Annotated in this window: 8 protein-coding genes; 7 read left to right on the top strand and 1 reads right to left on the bottom strand. The window is 62.5% G+C overall.

Annotated features, from left to right (window positions below; genetic code table 11):
• Positions 1 to 19: 19 nt before the first annotated feature.
• From QQL24_RS27005 to QQL24_RS26995, 3 genes are all read left to right on the top strand, one after another.
• Positions 20 to 1267 (top strand): D-amino acid dehydrogenase, encoded by a 1248-nt coding sequence (locus QQL24_RS27005; protein ID WP_284315397.1) that lies wholly within the window; start codon positions 20 to 22, stop codon positions 1265 to 1267.
• Between the two features lie 3 nt (positions 1268 to 1270).
• Complete coding sequence (locus tag QQL24_RS27000; RefSeq protein ID WP_284315396.1) at positions 1271 to 3079, top strand: alanine racemase; 1809 nt, start codon at positions 1271 to 1273, stop codon at positions 3077 to 3079.
• Between the two features lie 73 nt (positions 3080 to 3152).
• Positions 3153 to 3500 (top strand): RidA family protein, encoded by a 348-nt coding sequence (locus QQL24_RS26995; protein ID WP_284315395.1) that lies wholly within the window; start codon positions 3153 to 3155, stop codon positions 3498 to 3500.
• Positions 3501 to 3537: 37 nt separating this feature from the next.
• Here QQL24_RS26995 and QQL24_RS26990 read toward each other — a convergent pair whose 3' ends face one another.
• Entirely contained in the window at positions 3538 to 3957 is a 420-nt protein-coding gene (locus QQL24_RS26990; RefSeq protein ID WP_284315394.1) for a nuclear transport factor 2 family protein, read from the bottom strand.
• A gap of 878 nt (positions 3958 to 4835) precedes the next feature.
• On the opposite strand from QQL24_RS26990, the gene QQL24_RS26985 reads away from it, so the two are divergent.
• The 4 genes from QQL24_RS26985 (at position 4836) to QQL24_RS26970 (ending at position 17650) form a co-directional block, all read left to right on the top strand.
• Complete coding sequence (locus QQL24_RS26985; RefSeq protein ID WP_284315393.1) at positions 4836 to 15047, top strand: hypothetical protein; 10212 nt, start codon at positions 4836 to 4838, stop codon at positions 15045 to 15047.
• Between the two features lie 322 nt (positions 15048 to 15369).
• Positions 15370 to 16080 (top strand): hypothetical protein, encoded by a 711-nt coding sequence (locus tag QQL24_RS26980; protein WP_284315392.1) that lies wholly within the window; start codon positions 15370 to 15372, stop codon positions 16078 to 16080.
• A gap of 72 nt (positions 16081 to 16152) precedes the next feature.
• Positions 16153 to 16848: a hypothetical protein gene (locus QQL24_RS26975; RefSeq protein WP_284315391.1), complete on the top strand. Its 696-nt coding sequence runs from the start codon at positions 16153 to 16155 to the stop codon at positions 16846 to 16848.
• Positions 16849 to 16951: 103 nt separating this feature from the next.
• Positions 16952 to 17650 carry a hypothetical protein gene (locus tag QQL24_RS26970; RefSeq protein WP_284315390.1) on the top strand — a complete coding sequence of 233 codons (699 nt, stop codon included), beginning with the start codon at positions 16952 to 16954 and terminating at the stop codon, positions 17648 to 17650.
• The last annotated feature ends 70 nt before the right edge of the window (positions 17651 to 17720 follow it).

The following is a 17720-nucleotide window of genomic DNA, read 5'->3' as shown; positions in this document are numbered from 1 at the left end:
CAAGAAGAGCGAGGCTGGGATGAAGGTCGTGGTGCTCGGCGCGGGCGTCGTGGGAATGGCCGCCGCCTATTATCTTGCCAAGGACGGGCATGAGGTCACGGTGATCGAACGCCATTCCGAAGCCGCCTCCGGCACCAGCCGCTCCAACGCCGGCCTAGTCTCGCCGGGCGACTCAACCGCCTGGGCTTCGCCAGCCGCCCTGAAGACCTTCATTTCCTCGCTCTTCAATCCTGACATGGGCCTGAAGGTGCGTTTCAGCCTCGATCCGCATTTCTATCTGTGGACCCTGCGCTTCCTGATGCAATGCACGCAGGGCCGCGCCGATGCCAATACGGCGGTGAAGCTGCGCCTTGCCTTCTATTCGCGCCAATGCATCAACGCTTTGCAGGCCGAAACAGGCATCGCCTATGACGAGCGCCGCAAGGGCATCCTCTATTTCTACCGCTCGGAGCAGAGCCTAGCCGCCGGCGCCAAGCACATGCAATATATCGCCGACCGTGGCCTCACCATCGAGGTGGTCGATCGCAATCGCCTGGTCGAGCTCGAACCGGGCCTGGCCGGGGTAAGGGACCAGCTTGCCGGCGGCGTGTATTCGCCGCTCGACCAGACCGGCGATTCCTATCTGTTTTCGAGCCAGCTCACCGCGGTGTGCAAGCAGAAGTTCAACGTCGATTTCCGCTTCGACACGGTGGTCGACGGGCTCGCCATCGAAGGCGACAAGGTCACGTCCGTGCGCACCAGCCAGGGCCCGATTGGCTGCGACGCCGTGGTGATCGCGATGGGCCCGGAAAGCGCCCTCCTCGCCCGCAAGGTCGGCATCGACGTGCCCGTCTATCCGGTCAAGGGCTATACGGCGACGATCCCGATCGCCGAGGACAAGGGCCCGACCATGGGCGGCGTGGACGAGGACCGCCTCATCGCCTATTCGCGCCTCGGCAACCGCCTGCGACTTGCCTCGACGGCCGAATTCGCCGGCTATGACCGCACCTTCAAACCCACTGATTTCCGCACCATGTTCAAGACGGCGCACGACCTTTTTCCCGGTGCGGTCGACGAAGGCAAGGCGTTGTGCTGGGCGGGCCTGCGCCCGATGATGCCCGGTTCCGTGCCGGTGCATGGCCGGGCGCGCTATGCCAATCTCTATCTCGACACGGGCCATGGCCATGTCGGCTGGACCATGGCTTGCGGCTCGGGGAAATTCCTGTCGGACCTCATTGCCAATCGCAAGCCTGAGATCGATCCGGCCGGCCTGCTTTACCGGAACTAGACGATGCCCGATCCACAAGTCACGGTCGACCTCGCCCGCATCGAGCGCAACGCGCGCGTGGTGACCACGCGTGCCAAGCAATCGGGCATCGACATATTCGGCGTCACCAAGGGCAGTTGCGGCATGCCGAGCGTGGCGCGCGCCATGCTGCGTGGCGGCGTGGTGGGCCTGGCCGAATCCCGCTTCGAAAACATCCGCCGCCTGCGCGACAGCGGCCTCGACTGCCCGATCATGCTCCTGCGCTCCCCGCCCTTGGTGCGGGTAGAGGAACTGGTGCGCTCGGTGGATATCAGCCTGCAGTCGGAATTGCCGCTGATCCGGGAGATCTCGCGCACGGCAGAACGTCTCGGGCGCGTGCATGACGTGATCCTGATGATCGACCTCGGTGATCTCAGGGAAGGCATCTGGCCCAACGATCTCATCCCCACCGTCGAAGAAATCATGACGTTGCCCGGCGTGCGCATCGCCGGCGTCGGCACCAATCTGACCTGTTTCGGCGCCATCATGCCGACCGAGGACAATCTCAACCAATTGGTTGCGCATGCCTACAAGGTCGAAAGCGTGACCGGCAGCCGGCTCGACTGGGTGTCCGGTGGTAATTCCTCGTCCCTGCCGCTGCTGCTTTCCGGCGAAATGCCGCATGGCGTCAACAATCTGCGCATCGGCGAGGCGATCCTGCAGGGCGGGCGCGACACCTTCCTCGACAAGCCGTGGCAGGAGCTCGACATGGATGCGTTCGAGCTGACAGGCGAGCTTTTGGAAGTGAAGGTCAAGCCATCGCTCCCCATCGGCAAATCCGGGGTCGACGCTTTCGGCAACACGCCGCATTTCATCGACGAGGGCGATCGCCTGCGCGGCATCGCCAATATCGGGCGCGAGGATGTGATGGTGGATGGCCTCATCCCCACCAATCCAGGCGTGCGGGTGCTGGGCGCTTCGAGCGATCATCTCATGCTCGACCTCACCGATGCAAACCCGCCTCTGGCCAGCGGCGACACCGTCGGCTTTCGCCTCAACTATGGCGCCCTTCTGGCGGTCATGACCTCCGAATATGTGGAGAAGGCTCCCTTGAACGATGTTCAGACCCGTGTCGCCATCCGGCGCATCGCTTTCAACACCAGCCCGGATGCCGCCTGGCTGCTCAAGACCTATTCGGTGGAGCGCAGCCTCAGCGCCCTCGGCATCGAAGTTGCCGATCCCGCCATGCCGGCTCTCGTCGACGGCAAGACCGTCAGCGTCTTCGCCGGTGCCAGCCGTGCCACGGCCTGGGCAGCGCTCACTCATACGCTGGAAACGCATGACTCCGTCGGTCTGGTCTGGATCGACGCCTTCGCTTCGGCGACGCCGGACCCGAATCCGGATGGTCAGGCGGGCGAGCGTACAGTGCTGCGCCGGATCCTCGAACGCCTGCCGCCACACGTTTCGCCGGAAAACATCGCGCTTGTTGGCCTGCGCGAGACCGATCCCGCCGAGGCGGCCTTCTTGAAGGCTTCGCGCTGCCGCGTCTTCACCATGACGGAGATCGACACGGTCGGTATCCGCCATGTCATGCGCGAGGCCCTGAAGGTGGCGTCGGCCGGAACCAAGGGTTTTCACGCCGCCTATTCGCCCCACGTCACCGACATGGCCGGCTGGATGCAGGGGCTCGGCGGCATCACGGCGCGCGAAACCCATCAGGTGATGGAATTGTTGGCCCAGCATCCGGGCATGCTGTCCCTGTCGCTCAGCGGCATGACCACGGACCTGCCATCGGCGATTGCAGCCGAATATACCCATTTCGTGCTGTCGGCCTTCGGCAAGAACATCCTCTGAACGCTATCGCCCCCGCTTAAGGCCACCGGAACGGCGGCTCGATCCCCTTTGCAACCTCTGAAAGGAATAATTCATGATCAAACGCCTTCATCCCGGCAAGCGCTTCTGCGAAGCCGTCATCGTCAACGGCATCATAACGACCGCCGGCATCACCGGCCGCGATGAGAGCGCGGATACCACGGCACAGACCAAGGATATCCTCGCCCAAATCGATGCGCTGCTCGCCGAGACCGGCTCGTCCAAGGCAAGGCTGATCAGCGCCAATATCTGGCTGCGCGATATCGCCCATTTCGATCAGATGAACGCGGTTTGGGACAGTTGGATAGATCCCGCCAACCTGCCCGTCCGTGCCACAGTGGAAGCGCGCCTGGCCGCGCCTGAACTGCTGGTGGAGATCCAGGTGACCGCCCTCGCCGGCTGACCGTTCCACAAGGCAGGGGATTAGGCGTCGGTGGGCATCACGGCTTCGCCGCATCGAGCATTTGGGCAGTGTCGTAATGTTCGAAGAACTCGATGGCTCGCCCGTCGCGAAATCGCCATATATCGATCTTGGCCGTCTCGCAGGCCTTGCCAGTTTCCTTGTTGGTCCACTTTGTCGACCCGACCATGACGACGCGGTCCGTCTCCGCGACAAAATAGTGGACCTTGTAGTAAACCATGCTCCATGCTGCCAGAAGCCCGTGGAAATATTTTCGGACCTCCGACTTGCCGACGGCCTCAGCCGTAAATGGGAGCGGCGAAACACCTTGGGCAAGGGAGCCCCAACGTATTTCGTCCGCACAAATATCCATTATTTCATCGACAGATCCTCCCAGCGTCTCGTTCCAGTGGCGGTAAACATTCTCAAGAATGGCTTTATTGACGGTAGGATCCGACATTCGCCTCTTCCCTCTTTTTGCTTCTGAACCTCTATAGCGTTTTGCGATTTGACGGAATCGGCAAGTATCGCAAAGACGCGTCAAAACAAGGAGTTAGAGCAATGGGCGTTTACGTGTAAACGCGCTTTGCTCTGATGTTAGCGCATTGTTGCTCGTCGGCAATCGGCGGCCGCAGCAGCAGGTGGAGAGCCAGGATTCTGGGTGCGGGGGTCGAGTAGCGTGACCAGTTCCCCTGCCCTGCGCTTCAGATCGCTACCAAGTGCCCGGGGCTTTGGGCGCTGATTGACTGTCCATGCATCGCCGGCCGCTTCCAGAACATGGCCGAGATGGAGAAAGAGCGGCTCGACGTTCAAGCGTGACAATTGCCGTATCGCTCACCAAGCTGGTCACCAGGGACCGGGGAAGACCCTGTCGCGAACAGTGAGTGCGTTGGCGGGATGGCAGGAAGAACCAGGCCCTCCCATCGGGATAAGCAATTGCACGAGCGCGCCGACTCTGCAGATCCCTCTCCGAAGAACTGGCTAAGATACTGGGCAACGACTATCGTTTCGAGAGAAAATTTACCTTGCATGATGACAATCTATTCCATAATTAATAACGTATCTTCTAAATAATTAATTATTATCATTTATAATGAACTTAATTATTTGATAAAAATACTATATAATATTGATTTACAAGATTATATTTATAAGTAAAATCGTAAAATTTAGTTCATATTAAATTCATCAAAATATAGTCTTTTACAAATCTCTTTATTCGTTCTACAATTACACTTCACTCTTCGGTATAGTAAGCGCGACACCAAGTCCTTCGGCTGCCCCCAAACGGCGGCGGGACGCCGTTGGGACGCACCGCAGGGCCCATGGGAGGTAGGGATGATCGCTTTCAAACGCGACACAAGCGGCCTTTACCTGGCTGACACCTCGACCACCGCCCGTGTCGCGTTTCTGTTCCAGGATGCGTCCCGCACCGATCCGACCTTCGATCTGACCGCCCAGAGCTGGATCGACCCCAGCCAGCTTGGCTACATCGCCTTCTTCGCTCCGTCGGCAACTCGCGACTGGAAGGCCTTCGAGGCAGGGATCCGCGCTGCCTTCACCGCCAACACCGGAACACAGATCGGATGGTTTCCCGAACCGCTGGGCACCACTTCGGTCCTGGTCGCGATCACGGGGCAAGGCACGTCGTCGCCGACGGTGGCGGAGTCCTTCTCACTGACGTTCCGACAGAGCGTGACGTTCCAGGTTCAGCCGGATCTGTTCGGGCTGTCGACGACGGTCCTGTTCGACGACGCCTCCAACAGCCTGCAGATTGCCAACAGCCAGCCGCCGGCCACGCTGCTTTTGACGGCCACGCCACCCGCAGGCGCCACGGTGACATTCCAATCGACCGCGCCCTTCGCGAGCCTGGCACTGACCGGCCCGCTGGCTGGAACGGCCAGCGCCGCGTTTGAACTGGCGGCCGCCGACCTCGTCCAGTTCGAAGCCGGCCTCATGTATTTCAACCCGCCTGTCGACGGCGGGCTGGTCAATGCCTTGAGCTATCCGGTTTTCCGCGGCGCCGGTGGCTCGACGACGCCGTTCGGCTTCAACGTCACGCTGGACATGCTTGCCCCACTCGACGCGGAGCGTAGCTTCTTCCAGTTCACCGACACGCTGCTCGGCTCGACCTTCGTCACCGCCAATGGCAAACCGTTCGCCCTCAGCACCGTCAACACCGGCGATATCGGCACGGCGAGCCGCCTCGTCTTCGCCGGCCGTCCGCAGCAATCACCGAGCGAACAGCGCTATTATTATCTGACGCCGGCAGGACAGTTCGGCCTGGCACTCGATACCGGCACCAGCCAGGCCGCAGCCGCGACATCCGAAACGGTGCAGATGCTGTGCGGCGTCACCGGCACCGAATTCGTGACCGTGACGGTCGGCTCTACGCCGGACAAGCTCGAATTCGTGCCGGCCCAGCCAGCCTACCGGATTGCGCCGGCGAAGGACTCGTCAACCAACCCTGCCTTTCTCGACGCCACCGCCACGACCTCATGGGCGCAACTCGACGTCCGGCAGGGCACCTATGTCTCGCAGCCCGAGCGCGCACCGCTCTACAAGCAGCCCGACGCCTCGGCCGCGGTGCTCGCCGGTGCGCCACCCGCCTCCGGCCTTAGCGTCTATGTTCTCGATTATTTCCCCGTGCCATCATGGAGTGCTACGGGGAGCGCGCCGGCCGTCCCGCTCGTGCCTTACGCGGGGCTCGATTTCTCGACCAATCCCAATCTGAAGGCTGCCGACTACCTTGACATGGAATCGCGCGCGCTGAACCCCAGGCGCGCAGCCGGCTTCGTTTCGGCGCCAGAGCAGCGCATCGCGGCAAACCCCGCCCCCGCCGACCAGCCGACAAAAACCGCCATGACGCCGCAAGGCATGCTGGCCGAGCTTGCCGGCACGCCACTGGCATGGACCGGCCTGCAGATGGCGACGAGTGCGGCAGGCATCCTCGAATTCGAGGCCATGGGTCCCTCAATCCGCAAGGCGGTGCAGCAGAACCAGATCTTCACGGTGGTCAGCGAAAATCCTGCGAGCGCCGACCCGCTTGGTTCCGGGCAGTCCCTGTTCGATTTCACCAATGACAAGCTCGAGATCGGCGACTGGACATTCAATCTGTCGCCGGGCGGGCTCGCCGCGCCTGGCGGCACGCCGCCGATCTTCATGCTGAAATTCTATCCCGGCGAGACGATCGAGGAGTTGGTCACCGACACCAGGCTGTGGTCGCAGCCGGACACTTTCAACAAGACATTCACCGCCACCTGCACCCAGACCTATCTGCAAAAACTCATTGCCGAGGCGAAGGCCTCGGTGTTTCCGGGTGGTAGCAAGCAGCCCGATACCACCTCGCTTTACTGGAATTTCTACCAGACAGTCACAGACCCGACGTTCAACGGCATTCTCGCCGTCAACTGCAACATGCAGCTCGACGACCTGCCGACAGCGGTACGCGCCGTTCTCGGCGGCATGACGGATCCGGGCATTGCCGGCTTTCGGGTCCATCATGTCGGCATCGCCATCAACAATACCGACTCCGACCCGTCGCAAACCTTGCCCAAGCTGGCGCAGAGCGCGACCTTCGCGCTGGTCGACTATGAAAAGGCGGCAAGCAAGCCGGCGGTCCTCGACATCGACTATGGTTTCGAGGTCGAATATCTGCGCGCCCTGTTCACCAATTCCGAGCTGCGAAGCTTCGCCTGCGAGGTCAATCTCACCATCAACAATCTGTTCAAGACCGGCGTCAATCTCGACGCCGGCCAGAGCGCGGCCGCCAATGCCGGCGATGATGGCAATGTCATCGCAATCATGGGATCCTACCAGGCGCACGGCACCAGCGGCGACGACACCAGCTCCGGACAGGGCGTCTATTCCTTCGTCGCCCAGGGTGATTTCGTCTTCAATTTCACCGATGACGACGGCAAGTCCAACAACAAATACCTCAAGAAGATCACGCTGACGAAACTGCAATTTTCGTTCGACGACGAAACCGCGGTGACATCGTCGAACGACAGCACCACCACCCATATCACGGCACATTTCGCCATCTGGGGCGACATCGAGTTCAACGAACTCCAGGTGCTCGACCTGTTCGCGTTCGAGAAGCTGGCCTTCTCCAATCTCGGCATTGATGTCGGCTTCGACCTGACGATCTACAAACCTTCCGCCCAAAAGCAGCCATCGACGAGCGCTCTCTCGCTCAGCTTTGCGCCGGGCGACCTGCGGCTCGACCTCGGCGCCTCCGCGAAGCGCAGCGGTGCCGACAGTCTGCTCGATCTGATCCCATTCAAGCTCAAGTCGTTCCTCTATTCGGACAGCGCCGACGAGACGATCGAGAGCCTGAACTACTATTCGCTGGGCTCGCTGCCGGGGCTCGCGGAAAACGGCATCACGCTGCAGGACAAGTTCAATTACGCGCTGATCTTCGATCTCGACCTCGGCTCGATGGGCGGGCTGGTCGGCTCGCTCTCAGCCTTCAAGTTCAGCGTGCTCATCGGCTGGCTGAGCCCCGGGGACGGCGGCGGCCTCGCCTTCGGCATCCAGCTTCCACAAGTCGACGGCAAGCTGGAAATCAAGATCGAAGGTGTGCTGACCATCTCGATCGAGCAATTCAATCTCGAATACGCCACCGATGCCGATCCCAAGATGCTGGTGCTCGGCATGCACAATTGCTTCATCGAGATCCTCGGCCAGCGCCTGCCGCCGGACGGGACCATAAGCATCGGCCTGTTCGCGCCGACCGAGGGCGCCGACCAGATCGGCTGGATCGGTGCCTACAACAAGGGCAAGGACGGCGGCGGTGGCGGTGGCGGTGGCGACACACCGGAACTGCTCGCGGCGCCGGTGCCAGCCAAGCTCGGCGCTGTAAGCGACGTCTTCGACCTCGTCTATCTCGGTATCGGCCAGCGGGTCGGTCCCGATCCGGCCAAGCCGCCCGCCAATTTCGATGCCTTCCTAACATTCATGCAGGGCGACTTCTGGGACAAGCTCCAGGCCAAGAAGTTTTCCGACATCTACCATCCTGACGGCAAGTGGATCATCATCACCGACTTCACACTGCTCAAAGTGCTCCAGGTCGGCTTCGTCTTCTATGACGTAACGCCCTTCTACGCATTGCTGCTCAGGCTTACCGGCGGCGCTGGCAAGGGAGCGGAGTTCGAGATCGTCTATACCAAGATCTCCGACACGATCGGTAAATTCGCCGCCGTCTTCAGCCTGCCCGACAGCCTGCGCACCTTCCAGGTTGGTGCGGCTTCACTGACGCTGCCGACACTGAGCGTCGACGTCTACACCAATGGCGACTGGAAAGCCGATCTCGGCTTCCCGGACGCCGACAATTGGAGCGTGTGCTTCCAGGTGCAGGCGCAGGCCGGGCCGATCCCGGTGACCGGGTCGGGCGGCTTCTACATCGCCAGCCTGAGTTCGGCGACCGATCCCGATGTCTTCAAGGGCACGTATCAGAGCATCCTGGCCTTCGGCTTTGCCGCGCGACTGGGCGTCGGCAAGGATTTCACCGCCGGGCCACTGAAAGCGGGGGTGAGCGTCACCTTCTTCGGCATCATTCAAGGCGCGGCCGGCTATCTCACCAGCGGTGGCGGCGACCTCACCAAGAAGCCCGACGCGCTGTCGCTGCAAGGCCAGTTCGGCATCATCGGCGAACTCTACGGCTCGCTCGACTTCGTCATCATCAAGGCCAGCGTCAATGTCCGCCTTGAAGCCAGCATCGGCATCATCCTGGCGCTGGAACCACCAAGCGTGCCAGGCGGTGGTGGCGGTTCGATCCTGCTCTACATCGAAGCGAGTGTCAGCGTCAGCGTTACGGTCGAAATCAACCTTTTCTTCTTCTCCATTTCCATCAGCTTCAGCTTCAACGCCTCGTTCCGCTTCGAATGGCAGCTGGCCGGTTCATCGCAGCAGGCCCAGATCGAAACTTTTGCGCGGCTGAAGCAGCGGCTTCTTGCCGGCGCGGCGCCGAATGTCGGGCTGTTGCCAAACCTGCCTAAGAAACTGCCGATCCTGTTCCTGCCAGAACTGACGGTGGTTTTCCCGGACGCGACCAGCCCCGGCACGCCTTGGCTGGTGACCTCGCTCGGCATTCAGTATGACGACAACCCGCCGCAGAACCCCACCTATGCCGACTTCAAGCCGTTTGAAGCGGTGACGACGCAGCTCGCCACCTTCGCGCTCATGCACGCGCTGAACCTGCCGGCCTACAACTCCGTGGTCCTGCTCGAATTCGATCCCAGCACTGGCACGCCCGGCTTGAAGGATATCGACAGCGAGCCGGACGCGCTGACTGGCTGGATCGACTATCCGACCCTGCTCGGCCAGCTCGCCAACTTTTCCGCCACGCTTGCAACGCCCACCGGCAAGACCAAAGCATGCGTGTTTCCAATGCCGCCCTTCCTCAACCTCGCCACCAGCGGGCGCACCGACGGCAAGGGCAACGCCCAGGAATTTTCTTATCAGTTCCAGGCGCAGAACCTGGTATCGCAAAGCTATCTGCAGACGGTCGACACCTATTTCAACCAGCTGTTCGTCAACCAGACATCGAACTCGGCCCCGGCCAATCCCGCGGCCGGCACCACGCCGCTGTCGCAGGAGATATTCCTCGATTATTTCAAGGGGCTGATCCGCGGCGCCGTGCACGAACTGCTGGTGACGATGCAGAATGCGGGGCTGACCTCCTCCCCGCTCGACAAGCTGTTCATGGCGGCGGTGGCCGCACCGACGCCCGGCGCGCAGACCCGTTTCCAAGGCCTTGCCGGGCAAATGTCGAGTGCGCTGCGCGGCGGCGTGCGCCTGCCTTATACCGCAGGTCTAACCGTGCCCGGTGGGGCGGTGTCGACCCGCACGAACCCGCTTTTCGCGCTTTTGTGGCAGGAATTTCCCGCCGGCGGCTTCGCCAAAGGCAATAGCTACACCATCACGCTGACCAATCCGGACGCGACGCAGGACTGGCTTTCCGTCAACGCCTCGTTCTCGCTCACCCAAACCCTCCTCGATCCCTATCTCGGCCTCACCGAAGCGTCAGTGACGGCGCCGAGCAGCCCGGCACCGATCGCGCTCAGTTCGACGGGCCCGCAATCCTTCGCGCTGGAAAACGCCATCGCCTGGACGCCGCCCAATGCGACGGCGGTCAGCCTGCGGCCATTCGCACCCAGCCTGGCGAAATTGCAAGTAAACGAGGGAACAGCCCTGATCCCGGTGCTGGTGAACTCCCGTCAGGCACAAGGCGCCTATCTGCCGGATGGCACGCCGCTGCCCGCCGGCGATATCACCTTCGCCACCAGCATTACGCTGACGGTGAAGCAGATTCCGGGCGCCACGCAAGGCAGCATGCTGCCGGATGTCTATGCGCTATCCGGTGCCAGCCAGGCGGACGAGGCGCTGCTCGGCAGGATCCTTGACGATCTCAGGGGCGGTGACCGGCCGGTCGATGCGATCCAGATCCTGTTCCAGACGGCAGCGGGTGCGTCCGGCCTCGTCTCGGCGGTGGTCGATCCCGATGCCGTCTTCGCGCTGCGCACCAACACCACGACCGTGTCGCAACCGCCGCAAGGACTGATGGGCTTCGCGCTCGGCCTGCCGGCGGGCGTCTCCGTCGGCGCCAGCACCGACATCACCGCGGATGGCGGTTACGGCTTCCTGCAGATCATCCAGCAGGCGACCGTCACCAACGCATCGGGCTACTATCTGCGCTTTGTCGACAAGACCGGGAATGCGCTGCCGAGCGCCCTCTTCGTCAAGGGCGTGGCGCAGGTGATGATGCTGGTCACCTACAAGCCAGGCAGCGGAACCAATCAGGCAGGCTCGCCGCTCGCCATCCAGCCCTACTACAATGCCGTCGTGCTTGCGGGCACCCAAAGCGGCCTCGTCTACTATGCCGAGACCGCCGACCCGGCGCTGGAGGCGCGTTACGTCAAGGTCGCGGCCGGCACCTTCGGTGTCGAGCTGACGCGCGCCGAGAGCGTCATGCAGCTGAAGACGCCCGCTGCGGTGGCCAAGACCGGGCTGCTCGCTGCGGCGAACTCCCATTCCCGCGGCACCGTCATCGAGGCGCTGCGCGCCTCCGGCATCACTGCGGATACCGAACTGCACGAGGCCCTGGCCGCCGCGGGCGGTGCACAGGCAGCGCTCAATTCCCTCTACAGCCTTGTCACCTACCAGGTGCAAGCGACGACGGGCTTCACGCTGAGCAATCTGTCGGCGCCGATCCAGCCGCAGAAGCCCGACCAATCCGGCACCACCGGCACGTACCGGGTGTTCGCGCCGCTCTATAACGTCGCCACCGCCAATGTCGGTTCGGCCACACCCAACCGCTATGCCTCGATCAACGACAAATTCACGCTCTCGTTCTTCGTCAACGACGCATTCGGCAACCAGCTGCCGACGCCAGCTACCTATGGCGACACCAACCTCTATTTCGACCCGATCGTTCCGGTCGACCAATGGCCGGGGATCCTGCCGACCTACGGGTTCGACGGCTCGGCGGCGAATACCGTCGAGCTCGTCCTGACGCCGAGCCAGGCGGCCTTTAGCGGCATGTCCGCCGACCAGACGGCGGCGGTCCTGGCCAATTTCCGCACCATCGAGGATCAGATCAACGGCTCCGGTGTCTCATTCTATGTCGAGACCAGCCTTGCGCTGCAGGCGGACGGCAGCAGCCTGGTCAATTTCCCGCTGCCGGCAGCGGACGCCAGCAAGGTCACCGGCATGGTGGCCGACCTCGTGAACTGGCTGGCCGGGCTCAGCCCCAATTTCCCCGGCGCGGTGACCATCTCGATGCCGGTGAGCGGCCCCGGCGCCCTGCCGCCGCTGTTCGAGATCGTCGTCCTGCTGGGCATCACCCGCAACATCAATCTGATCTCGCCCTATCTGAAGGATCAGTTCGGCACGGTCCTGGTGCCATCCGTGCAGAACGTCGCCACCGGATTTGCCCCGGCAACCGGGGGCGCCAGCAACATGTCGCAATTCGCCGCCGATTTCACCGGTGCCTTCCCTGCCCAGAAACTCGCTATCGGCATGAACGGAGCCGAGGCCTCGTCCCAGCAGAAACTGTCGAGCACGGCGCTGGCGCGCAAGCGGCTCAAGGCGCTGAAACTCGCCCATGATGGGTCCGGCGGCGCCCGTGCCGGCTCGCAATCGCTGTGGGCGGCAGCGGCCTCGCTGCTCGACATCTCGATCGGGGCTGCGGGGGGCGGACCGCGCTTCCTCTCGCCCAAGCCGCTCGACAATGTGCTGAACAGCGCCAGCGTTCAGCTGCCCCAGCTGTCGTCCAAGCTGCCAGCGCTGCCGGCACAGCAGCTGTTCATCGATACCGACCTCGACCAGTTGAACCGCGCCTTCTTCCAGGCGGTCGACGAAGTGCTGTCACCCGCCTCGGCGGCCAAGGCCTTCGAGCTCGCCCAAGGCGCCTATGATGCGATTGCGCTTGGCCGTGAGACACTGGCGCAGAAATACGCCCAGTACGAAGTCGACTGGCTCTTTGGCCCGCAATCGCCGTTCACCGGTACGACGGCGGCACTGGCGGTCGCCCGGGATGTGTTCGAGCAGCAGATGCGCTCGGCGCTGATGACGGCCTATTCCGTCGACACCATCGTGCAATATGACGTGACCTGGAACCAGTCGGTCTCGGCCGCAGCCGACGGCACGATCGAACTGTTTGGCCAGATCGAAGCGATGCTCGCCGGAAGCTATAGCTGGAGCGGCCTCAGCCTGTCGGCGACGACCACCAATCCGCACGGCCTGACGGATGGCAGCCGCGTACTGATGATCTTCCAGGCGAGTTCCGGACCGGTCCCGACCGATGGCGTGTACACGGTCACCGTCACCAGTGAGACGGCCTTCACGATCGCCACCACCGTGAGCGGCTCCGGCAGCGGCACCTTCTCTGCCACGCGCCAGAATGCCGGGCTTTCGACCGCGCATGTCGGCATCAGCAGCACGGGGCGGAGCCCCCTCACCTTCCTCTATGGCGATCCTGACGCGGCCGCGGCGGCGGTGGTGCCGTTTGATCTGCGTTTCGCCGTCACCAATCTGCAGTTCTTCCTGGCACCGGCGGGAGCGCCGGGCGAAGCGCGTCCTTCGATCTGGCTGCAACTGGTCGATCCCTATCCGCAAGGCGTGCCGCATGTCGGACCGGCCGGCGCATTGACAAACATTCCGGTTGTGTATCGCCAATACCCGACACCGCCGACACTGATCAGCCAGACCTGGTCGGGCTTCAAGCCGGCATCTCCTTCCAGCAATCCGATCGCCGACGGTGCCGACTGGAGCTACCTCTATACCTATCAGGCCTTCCTCGTCGCGCAGGACCAGATCAACACCGCCGTCACCTACAACACCGACCTCAGCGCGGCGTCGAACACCGCGCCAAACAGCGTCAGTGAACTCCCTGGCGCTTCTGGCCCCTACGACCTGTTCACGGCGCTGGCGCGGACATCGGCCGTCTATGGCGCGATCAGCCCCGTGCTGCGCAATCCGACCGATCCGGCCTGGGCAGACGCGGTGGCCGCCTTCGCCACCGCCATTGGCGAGGTCACGGCGAACAAGGATTGGAACCCGGGCTTCAATCTGAATTTCGTCCAAGGCCTCGCAAACGTCACCGACAGCTACGTCGTCACCGACGCTCTGCAGCCTGACGGAACGACACGGCTGATCGAGTTGCAATGGCCGGCGGCTCAGGGGGAATCAAGCTTCGCCAATGTCGCGCTGAGCGTCACCGCGCTCGATCCCTCGAACCTGACGCCTTACCCGAACCAGCACCCTGTCCAGCCTTCGCCACCGAACGGCCTGCTGTTCGAGGTCGACGATGCCGCACCCGGTAATTTCGGTGTCGCGCATACGATCGAGGTCGATGCGCTCAACGTGCTGGCCGCCGAGAATGCACTTGCCTCGGTGCAGATCGAGCGCAACCTGATCACGCTCGATGCCTCCGACAACACCGCGTGGCAGGTGGTGCCGGAGTTCATCTACAAGACGCCGCAGGTCCGGCCGAGCCAGCCGGTGACGCCGTTTATCGACAATGTGACGCCGATAGATGTCACGACGCTGCCTGGCCAAGGGTCGGGCGCGGCCTGCCCGACGTCGCCGTCAAGCCTGTGCCAGCGCATTTACACCATCATGGCCGACCTGCTGGCCGATCCGGTCCAGGCACGATCGCTGCTCGCCGCTCATGCCGCGGCGAGCGTAACCAGCGGAACCCAAAGGCGGGTCAAGGTCGGCTGCTCCTATCAGTTCCCGTTCCCCGCCGTTGCCGGGGGTGCCTTCGACGGGGCTTCGATCAGCCCGCTGGTTCCGATTGTGCTGGCGCGGTCCTTCGAGATCGACGGGCAGCAGCCAGCGGAACTCGGCGATTTCGCGTCGATTTTCGCGGCGGCAATCGCCGGCTGGGCCTCCGACAACAGCATCGTCTTCGGCGCCGGCGCCGTGCCGGCGGGTGCGATGCTGGTCTTCGACATCACGCTTTACGCGGCACTCAGCGGCGTCAACACGCCAGTACTGCGCTTCAGCAACCTGCAACTGAAACTGACGGACATCGATGCGAACTGACCGCCTCGAGGCGGGCACTTGCGGCGGCGTCACGCGCGAGACGAGTGGAAGGAGGGAGCGATTTCGAAACAGACTTCGGACCGAACCAGAAACCGGTTTTGGATAATCCGGTGTTGAAACAAATCGAGAGAGCTAAAGCGTTTTGCGATTTGCCGGCATCGGCAAGAATCGCAAAGACGCGTCGAAACAATGAGCTAGAGCAAAGTAGCGTTTACGCTTGAACGCGCTTTGCTCTAGGGCACGCTTCGAGCTGCAAGTCCGCCGCTCTGTAGCACGCGTGCAAGAACGACAGTCCGAACCCCGAAAACTACGAGGAAAAATCATGGCAACGGCCCCAAAGTACAACATTCTCGGTGTTAACCAATCCAACGCGAACTGGGATGGCTCGCCGACAACGCTGGCCTACCGCGAAAGCGCGGCGATGCCGCAGACGACCAACGGATCGATGGTCTTCGCCTATCAGAACACCGCCTCCCTGAACAATGCCGGCAAGCTGGCGCTGACTTCGGGCGGTTCGCAGCCGACGTTCCTGACGGCTCCGGCGTTGCTCTCCCAGCCCAGCATCCTCGTCAACAACTGGCAGGCCAACAATCTCTCCGTCACCAATGTCAGCGTCGCGGCCGCAACGCCGATCTGGATCGAGGCCTTCGGTCCCGGACTGCCCGGCCAGAAGCCGGTAACGCTTGCCATCAACACGGCGCTGACGCTGAAGCCGGGCGGTATCGCCCAGGGAACGTCGACCCCCAACTGGATGCAGTTGACCCTGGGGACCAACACCGGCCAGTTGATCGTCGTCGCCATCGTCGGCGGCCCGCAGGATGGGTCAGGCAACAATGCCTATGCCATCGCGCTGAACTCGCCGTCCGGCAACACCGGTCCGGGCACGGGCACCGCGGCGCCACAAGGCTATTACGCGACGACGGGCGGCAACAACTACTCCTTCGAATTCAACTGGGGTTCCTCCGTTGTCTACCTAGCGAACATGTCGCCTTCGACTGCTTCGTCCCTGACGGCGGAACTGCTGTCTCTGTGATCGAAGCGTGGGAGCCGGCGGCGCAATCCGCCGGGCCCCAGCGCAAAGCCGGTGCAAAGAGGACAACCTGACATGCACGACTTCATCGCAGCCGGCACGGTCAACGCGGCCTGGAACGGCCTGCCCCAGACGCTGGCGGTTCGCGGCAGCGTGACCATGCCGCAGACGCCCAATGGCTCCCTCGTCGTCGGATACTTCAACCAGGCGCAACAGAACAACGCCGGCAGGCTCGCCTTCACCTCGGGCGGCAGCACTCCGACGATCGTGCCGGTTCCGGCCCTGGCAAGGATGATCAGCATCCTCACGGCGAACTGGCAAGCCAACAACCTGACCCTCACCAATACCAGCATCAATGCCGCCACCCCCATCTTCGTCCAGGCATTTGGTCCCGGCATCCCCGGCATGCAGCCGGGCTCGCTGACGATCGGCACTCCCGTGCAGTTGGCGATGCGCCAGGCCGTGCAGGGGACAACGACACCGAACTGGATGCAGCTTGAATTCAGCTCGAGCACCAGCAATCTGGAGATTGTCGCCGTGGTCGGCGGCCCGCTGGACCAGTCCGGCAACAATGCCTATGTGATTGCCCTCAACGCGCCGACCGGCGACACCGGTCCGCCGACGGTGAACCCTCCCCCGGCTGGATTTTTCGCCACGGCCAGCGGCAACAGATACTCGCTGTCATTCAATTGGGGAGCGGCATCGATCTATGTTGTCAATCTCTCGCCGCAGACCGCGGCGCCGGTGACGGCTTTGCTGCAGTCACTGTAGCATTGCCATGGAAGGATTTCTCCGCCACGCTTAGCGCCATCGTGGCTGCTCTCTTGAAACGGAAGTCATGCCGCCTTCGAATTTCAGCAGTCTGGGCCAACCCTTGGCGACGATCAACTGGAATGGCTCCCCGATGACGCTTGCCGCGCGGCAGAGCGCGGCAATGTCGCAGACGTCCAATGGATCGATGATCCTGGCCTTCCAGAACATCTCCGAGATGAACAATGCCGGCAAGCTGGCCTTGACGAGCGGCAGCAGCCAGCCGCAGTTCCTGCTTGCCCCGGCATTGGCCTTGCAGCCGACCATCTTGATCAACAATTGGCAGGCCAATAATCTGAACCTCGCCAACATCAGTGCGAACACCAACACGCCGATCTGGATTGCAGCCTTTGGACCAGGTTTGGGTTCGCCACCGCAGTCCTTGCCGACCACGGGGGACGCAGTTCCGGTCACGCTCTACACCACGCTGAAGGCGACCACCGTGCCGAGCTTCATGCAGCTCGGTTTCCAGGCGAACTCGGGCGGTCTTTGCCTGTTCGCGTTTATCGGCGGCCCGCAGGACGCCCACGGCAACAATGCCTATGCGATCGCATTGAATTCGCAGTATGGCAATACTGGACCCGGCTACGCCACACCGGCTCCCGCCGGCTACTATGCGACGACCAGCGGCAACAGCTATTCATATGATTTCAACTGGGGGAGCTCTTTGCTGTTCGTCTACTATTTCGGCAGCGGCTCCGTCGTGACTGATATCCCGAAGGCCCGGGTTACCGCTCCTACGGTGACATTGGTGTCGCTGTGACATCGGCGCGCTGACGCATTGCCACGCGCTTCAGAGCAGAGCCATCTCGCCCAGTCTCGGCGATGTCGAA

The sequence above is a fragment of the Labrys miyagiensis genome, assembly GCF_030160835.1.
Classification (GTDB): domain Bacteria; phylum Pseudomonadota; class Alphaproteobacteria; order Rhizobiales; family Labraceae; genus Labrys; species Labrys miyagiensis.
The sequence above is the reverse complement of the archived record's forward strand: the minus strand, read 5'-3'. Positions and strand labels throughout refer to the sequence as shown.

Bases quoted from the DNA above. Each gene is read 5' to 3' on its own strand.
- QQL24_RS26990 (WP_284315394.1), bottom strand. From the start codon at position 3,957: ATGTCGGATCCTACCGTCAATAAAGCCATTCTTGAGAATGTTTACCGC.
- QQL24_RS26980 (WP_284315392.1), top strand. From the start codon at position 15,370: ATGGCAACGGCCCCAAAGTACAACATTCTCGGTGTTAACCAATCCAAC.
- QQL24_RS26985 (WP_284315393.1), top strand. From the start codon at position 4,836: ATGATCGCTTTCAAACGCGACACAAGCGGCCTTTACCTGGCTGACACC.
- QQL24_RS27005 (WP_284315397.1), top strand. From the start codon at position 20: ATGAAGGTCGTGGTGCTCGGCGCGGGCGTCGTGGGAATGGCCGCCGCC.
- QQL24_RS26995 (WP_284315395.1), top strand. From the start codon at position 3,153: ATGATCAAACGCCTTCATCCCGGCAAGCGCTTCTGCGAAGCCGTCATC.
- QQL24_RS26975 (WP_284315391.1), top strand. From the start codon at position 16,153: ATGCACGACTTCATCGCAGCCGGCACGGTCAACGCGGCCTGGAACGGC.
- QQL24_RS27000 (WP_284315396.1), top strand. From the start codon at position 1,271: ATGCCCGATCCACAAGTCACGGTCGACCTCGCCCGCATCGAGCGCAAC.